6 protein-coding genes are annotated in these 6,855 nt (G+C 27.6%); 4 read left to right on the top strand and 2 right to left on the bottom strand.

The window, feature by feature from the left end; all coding sequences use genetic code 11:
* Positions 1–22 precede the first annotated feature (22 nt).
* Positions 23–1,408, bottom strand: a complete 1,386-nt coding sequence (locus L992_RS12400) for an FAD-binding protein (RefSeq protein WP_052194001.1) — start codon at positions 1,406–1,408, stop codon at positions 23–25.
* A 171-nt stretch (positions 1,409–1,579) separates the two neighbouring features.
* Between L992_RS12400 and L992_RS12395 the strand changes: the two genes are divergently transcribed.
* Together L992_RS12395 and L992_RS13610 are read left to right on the top strand one after the other, a co-directional pair.
* Positions 1,580–2,590, top strand: a complete 1,011-nt coding sequence (locus L992_RS12395; RefSeq protein ID WP_047396611.1) for a LacI family DNA-binding transcriptional regulator — start codon at positions 1,580–1,582, stop codon at positions 2,588–2,590.
* Between the two features lie 80 nt (positions 2,591–2,670).
* Positions 2,671–2,829 carry a hypothetical protein gene (locus L992_RS13610; RefSeq protein WP_156110714.1) on the top strand — a complete coding sequence of 53 codons (159 nt, stop codon included), beginning with the start codon at positions 2,671–2,673 and terminating at the stop codon, positions 2,827–2,829.
* A gap of 57 nt (positions 2,830–2,886) precedes the next feature.
* Here the strand turns inward: L992_RS13610 and L992_RS12390 are convergent, their stop codons facing one another.
* The gene (locus L992_RS12390) at positions 2,887–3,522 is read right to left on the bottom strand and encodes an NAD(P)-dependent oxidoreductase (protein ID WP_047382662.1); all 636 of its coding nucleotides are present in this window, start codon (positions 3,520–3,522) and stop codon (positions 2,887–2,889) included.
* A 165-nt stretch (positions 3,523–3,687) separates the two neighbouring features.
* Here L992_RS12390 and L992_RS12385 point away from each other — a divergent pair, with 165 nt between their 5' ends.
* Positions 3,688–4,008: a helix-turn-helix domain-containing protein gene (locus tag L992_RS12385; RefSeq protein ID WP_047396609.1), complete on the top strand. Its 321-nt coding sequence runs from the start codon at positions 3,688–3,690 to the stop codon at positions 4,006–4,008.
* Between the two features lie 20 nt (positions 4,009–4,028).
* On the top strand, positions 4,029–6,788 hold the full coding sequence (gene cas13c, locus L992_RS12380; RefSeq protein ID WP_047396607.1) for a type VI-C CRISPR-associated RNA-guided ribonuclease Cas13c: 2,760 nt from the start codon (positions 4,029–4,031) through the stop codon (positions 6,786–6,788).
* Positions 6,789–6,855 lie beyond the last annotated feature (67 nt).

Here is a 6,855-nt window from a genome sequence, read left to right as displayed (position 1 = left end):
GTTCTCTGTTATTTCGCTTATTCTAAGCTACTTTTAACATGTCGTAACTTTTCATTACGAAACGTGTCGCACCATTGAAATTATTTTTACCTTGCTCAGTTGGATATGTATGTGCGTCAACTATAGTCCACATATATGTATCTTCTTGTTCAAATAGTGCATTAGTCATAACATCTCTACGTTCATCCTCTGCAACAAAACGCTTTCCTGATTTATTTACAAATATTCTATCCTCAACACTTCCCTCTATATTTCCACTCAAACTTCCATTTATAGGATCTCCCATCGGAAGAAGCTGAATGTACTGTAAACCAACCAAGTTTGCTGCTGCTTTTTCAGCTGCCATAAACATAACTTCACCTGTTGCTCCCGGATGATTTGTTGTTGGGATATCTTTTGTAAGCTTTGAGTTATAGTGTTGACGAAGTTCAACGTTAGCACCAAATCCACCTGTTGCAATTACAACTCCATTTTTAGCTTTTGCTACAATATTTTCTTTTCTTCCTAATGCTTTCACTCCTACAACTCTTCCGTTTTCTAATATTAAATCTTCAACTTTTGTATCTGTCAGCACTGTTATTCCCTTATTTTTAGAGATATAATCCTCGTAAGTTCCTATGAATCCTGTTCCTAAAGGTTTTTCTGGTTTGTGACTTCTTGGATATAAAGCTCCTAAAACTGTAAATATCTCATCTTTGAATCCCATTCCTAAGCTTTCTAACCATTCGATTCCTGGATATGAATTTTCAACAAAAGTTTTTATTAAAACTGGTTTTCCTAATTTATCTCCACCTTCAAATGTATGTTTATAATGTAAATCTACTGAATCTTCTATTCCTAAAGGTTTTTGTCTCTTTGGGTCTACAGCATTATATGCTGATCCAGCAATAAGAGTGTTCCCTCCAACTCTTGGCATCTTCTCTAAAACTAATACTGTTGCACCATTTTGATGAGCTGAAACTGCTGCTGCTAAACCAGCTCCTCCACCTCCAACTACAATTACATCTGCATTATACTCTCTATTCTCTTTTACTGTATTTGTTACAACTTTTTTTCTCAATGTATTTAAATCCCCGCCTGCTGCTCTTAATGCTCTTGTTATAGCAGCAATTACCCCTTTACTTGTTGCTGTAGCTCCTGCAACCTCATCCACTCCAAGACTTTGATACTCAACAACCTCTGCTGGAATTCTTTGTAAAGCTACATCTGATATAAGTGGACTCTCATCATGTTTTACTATTTTTACACTTTCTATTTTTTTCGAATTAACTTTAACCTCAACTTGGATATTATCTTTATATCCTGGTGCAGAACCTATATATGTTCCTGGCTTAAAATTAGATGCTACAGCAAATTTTGAAATAATAAGTGTCGATAAAATTAACTTATCAATCATTTTAAATTTCATATCTCCTCCCGTTTTGCGCAATCGGTTGCGCATTATTTTTTATGATTATATTACTATAAAAACTATAAAATGTCAATTTTTAAATTATTATGTAATAAAATACTATATTTAAATATAAAAAGATATAGTGTAAAATAAAAAGGTAGTAATTAAAAGTTTATGGAGAAAAATATGGGAAAAATTACATTAAAAGACATTGCTGCTAAAACTGGATATAGTATTTCAACTATATCAAGAAGTTTAAGTGATAATAATCGAATTCCTTTAGAAACAAGGGAAGAAATAAAAAAAATAGCAAAAGAGTTAAACTATACTATAGATATTAATGCTCGAAACCTTTCTAAAAAAAGTTCAAATACAATTGGTGTTTTCATGCAAGATGATTTTTTTAAAATACCTCATAGCACATTTACAAATGTATTTTGGAGCACACTTCACGAAGAGATTCAATTAAAAAAATACGAACCCGCTTTATATCTCTTTAAAAATACCGAAGATTTTAAATACAAAGTTTCACAACTTTTCAATAGTGGAATTATTGATGGAATTATAATCTTTTCAAAAATGCTAACGAATAGTGAAATTGAATTTTTAAAAGAGATGAAATATCCTTACTCTCTTCTTTATTATGGTCCTGAAAAATATTCTGAAGAAGTTTTTACTGCTGATAACTACAGTGCTGGAAAAATAATCACTCAATATCTTTTAAATCGGAACTTAAAATCTATTCTTACTATAACAACTGACATGACTCCTAGTTTTAAAATGAGAACTCTAGGTTTTAAACATGCTTTAGAAGAAAACGGAGTGACCTTCAACGAAAATTCAGTTATAAAGTCCTCACCATCTTTTGAAAACGGAGTAGCTATAGCTCACGAGTTATATGGAAAACTGGGCACAATTGATGCTATTTTTGCTCAGCACGATATTTGGGCTCTAGGATTAATAAAAGGATTTAATGATTTAGGAGTTAAAATTCCTGATGAAGTATCTATTATTGGTCATGATAATCTTAGCTTTAAAAATTGGTTTTCACCTGAACTTACAAGTTTTACAATTGAAACAAAGAAAATATGCTTTGATGCTATCGAAAGTTTAATAGAGGATAAAATCTATCAAAGAAAAAAAATCCCTACTTCTAAAACTTTAGGAACACTTTTTCTTGGAAAAAGTGTAAAATAATTTACTAATTATTGAAGGAACTCTACTACTCTTTATGTATAAAAGAGCAAGGAAAATCAAAGTTCAACAGGAGGTTTAAAATGAAAAAATTAGTTATAGCTTTTTTATTTAGTTTAATATTTATTGCTTGTTCTAATACAAATGTTAATCCTACTCCTGCAACTACAGCTGTTATGGAGATGGATCAAATGGATACGGATAATTTTGGACCTAAACTAGATGTAGATACTTTTAACTGAAACAATACTAAAGGAGATGATAAATATCATCTCCTTTAGTATTTATTTCCATCTATTTTATCTATTTTCACCTACTACAGAAAAACGCTTTTGAATATAACTTTTATTTTTCAACTCATCAACCATAGCTATAGCAAAATCTGCATAACTGATATAGCTCTCACCTTTCGAATTAACGATTGCAACCTCTCCTCCTAATTTATACTCTCCTGTTCTAATCCCTTCTGCATCAAAGAAACCAGCAGGACTTAGATATGTCCATTTCACATCATCTCTTTTTCTTAATAAATCCAATGAATCAGACGATGCTGTTGCTAGTGCTAAATATTCTTTTGGGAATTCCGGAGTATCTATAAGCTGAATTTTCAAACTTTCATCTGTATATAAGCTACCTGCTCCACCTACTATCAATAAACGTGTTTCTGAATTTGAAAGTGTATCAGCTAAATGCTCGATAACTGTTGACTGTTGTCCAAATTTTTTCTCTTCCCAAACACCAAAAGCTGAAATTACAGCATCGAACCCTTTAAAATCTTCACTTTTTAAATCCATAATATCTTTTTCTACAGCTTGAATCCCTAAAGTTTTATCTTCATTTCTTACAAATGCTACAACCTCATATCCTTTATCAACTGCTTCTTTTACAACCAGTCTTCCCACTCTTCCGTTTGCTGCTACAACTGCTATCTTCATTTTAAATCCTCCCTTTTTACTCTTTTTTCTAAAATTTTCTTGTTTTTTTCCTTAGATGATATTATAATACTTTTTTAAATCTCTTTTGTGAAGTACGCACTTTAAGGTGCTATAGTTACTCTAGAGAAACCATATTGAAAATATTAGTATTTGGAAGGTGTATATATGAAAAATTTACCTGCATGCCCTGTTGAAGTTACAGTTATGTTTATTAGTGACCGTTGGAAAATTTTAATTCTTCGTGATTTGATGGATGGAACAAAAAGATTCAGCGAATTAAAAAAATCTTTGGGAACAATCAGTCAAAAAGTTTTAACATCAAACTTGAGAACTATGGAGTCTTACGAAATTTTAACAAGAACAGTCTATCCTGTAGTTCCACCTAAAGTTGAGTATTCACTTACACCTCTCGGATATAGCTTAAAACCTGTAATAGATTCTATGGCCGCTTGGGGAGAACACTTTAAAGAAAAGACGAATATTTAAAAACTATATCGGAGGGGAATATGGAAGAGATTAAACATAAAAAAAATAAAAGTTCTATTATAAGAGTTATCGTATCTAATTATGATATGACTGGTATTAAAGAAATTAAAGTTTTATATCAAAAACAAGGGGGAGTTGATACCTTTAATTTAAAAACGATTATAAACTTAGAATCTGGTAACCTTGAGATTATCAGTTGCAAGCCAAAAGAAAGAGAAAAATATAGATACGAATTTAACTGCAAAACAGAAATAAATACTATTAGTATTACAAAAAAAGATAAGGTTTTAAAAAAAGAGATTAGAAAGTATTCTCTTGAATTATATTTTAAAAATGAAAAAAAAGATACTGTTGTTGCAAAAGTAACTGATTTATTAAAAGCTCCGGATAAGATTGAAGGAGAAAGAAATCATTTAAGAAAATTATCATCTTCAACAGAAAGAAAACTACTTTCTAAAACCTTGTGTAAAAATTATTCTGAAATAAGTAAAACTCCTATTGAGGAAATTGATTCTATAAAAATTTATAAAATTAAAAGATTTTTAAATTATCGTTCTAATTTTCTAATATATTTTGCTTTGATTAATGATTTCTTATGTGCAGGAGTAAAAGAAGACGATATAAATGAAGTTTGGCTTATACAGGATAAAGAACATACTGCTTTTCTTGAAAATAGAATTGAAAAGATTACGGATTATATTTTTGATAAATTATCAAAGGATATTGAAAATAAAAAAAATCAATTTGAAAAAAGAATTAAAAAATATAAAACCTCTCTTGAAGAATTAAAAACTGAAACTCTAGAAAAAAATAAAACTTTTTATATAGATAGTATTAAAACTAAAATAACAAATTTAGAAAATAAAATTACAGAACTTTCTTTATATAACTCTAAAGAAAGCTTGAAAGAGGATTTAATTAAAATCATTAGTATTTTTACAAACCTTAGACACTCTTTGATGCATTATGACTATAAGTCTTTTGAAAATCTCTTTGAAAATATTGAGAATGAAGAATTGAAAAATTTATTAGATCTTAATCTTTTTAAATCTATAAGAATGAGTGATGAATTTAAAACTAAAAATAGAACAAATTATTTAGATGGAACAGAAAGCTTTACAATAGTTAAAAAACACCAAAATCTAAAAAAATTATATACATACTATAATAATCTTTGTGACAAAAAAAATGGATTCAATACTTTTATCAACAGTTTTTTTGTAACTGATGGTATTGAAAATACTGATTTTAAAAATTTAATTATTCTACATTTTGAAAAGGAGATGGAAGAGTATAAAAAATCTATTGAATATTACAAGATTAAAATTTCAAATGAGAAAAACAAAAGTAAGAAAGAAAAATTAAAAGAAAAAATAGATTTATTACAATCTGAATTAATAAATATGAGAGAGCACAAAAATCTTTTAAAACAAATTTATTTCTTTGATATTCATAATTCTATTAAATATAAAGAATTGTATTCTGAAAGAAAAAATTTAATCGAACAATATAATCTTCAAATCAATGGAGTAAAAGATGTTACTGCAATAAATCATATTAATACAAAACTTTTAAGCTTAAAAAATAAAATGGATAAAATAACAAAACAAAACTCTTTATACAGATTAAAATACAAACTTAAAATTGCATATTCTTTTCTAATGATTGAATTTGATGGAGATGTAAGTAAATTTAAAAATAACTTTGATCCAACAAATTTAGAAAAAAGAGTTGAATATTTAGATAAAAAAGAGGAATACTTAAATTATACAGCTCCTAAAAACAAATTCAATTTTGCAAAACTTGAAGAGGAACTTCAAAAAATTCAAAGTACTTCAGAGATGGGAGCTGACTATTTAAACGTTAGCCCTGAAAATAACCTATTTAAATTTTACATTTTAACATATATCATGTTACCAGTTGAGTTTAAAGGAGATTTTTTAGGCTTTGTTAAGAACCATTACTATAATATTAAAAATGTTGATTTCATGGATGAAAGCCTTCTTGATGAAAACGAAGTTGATAGCAATAAATTAAATGAAAAAATAGAAAATTTAAAAGATAGTAGTTTTTTTAATAAAATTAGATTATTTGAAAAGAATATTAAGAAATATGAGATTGTTAAATATTCAGTTTCTACTCAGGAAAATATGAAGGAGTATTTTAAACAATTGAATTTAGATATTCCTTATCTAGACTATAAATCTACTGATGAAATTGGAATATTTAATAAAAATATGATTTTACCTATTTTCAAGTACTACCAAAATGTATTTAAACTTTGTAATGATATTGAGATTCATGCCTTGTTAGCATTGGCAAATAAAAAACAACAAAATTTAGAATACGCTATCTATTGCTGTAGCAAAAAGAATTCATTAAATTATAATGAGCTTTTAAAGACGTTCAATAGAAAGACATATCAAAATTTATCTTTTATTAGAAATAAAATTGCTCATTTAAATTATAAAGAACTTTTTAGTGATCTTTTTAATAATGAATTAGATTTGAATACTAAAGTTAGATGTCTTATTGAATTTTCTCAAAATAATAAATTCGATCAAATTGACCTTGGAATGAATTTTATTAATGATTATTATATGAAAAAAACTAGATTTATCTTTAATCAAAGGAGGTTAAGAGACCTCAATGTTCCTTCAAAAGAAAAGATTATTGATGGAAAAAGAAAACAACAAAATGATAGTAATAATGAATTATTAAAAAAATATGGGTTGTCTCGAACTAATATAAAAGATATCTTTAATAAAGCCTGGTATTAAGTCAAGTTTTTAAACATAATTTTATAAATTATGCAACTTGTTTCTGATAATCAGCTGGAGATAAATA

This window comes from Cetobacterium sp. ZOR0034 (assembly GCF_000799075.1).
GTDB lineage: Bacteria > Fusobacteriota > Fusobacteriia > Fusobacteriales > Fusobacteriaceae > Cetobacterium_A.
The sequence above is the reverse complement of the archived record's forward strand: the minus strand, read 5'-3'. Positions and strand labels throughout refer to the sequence as shown.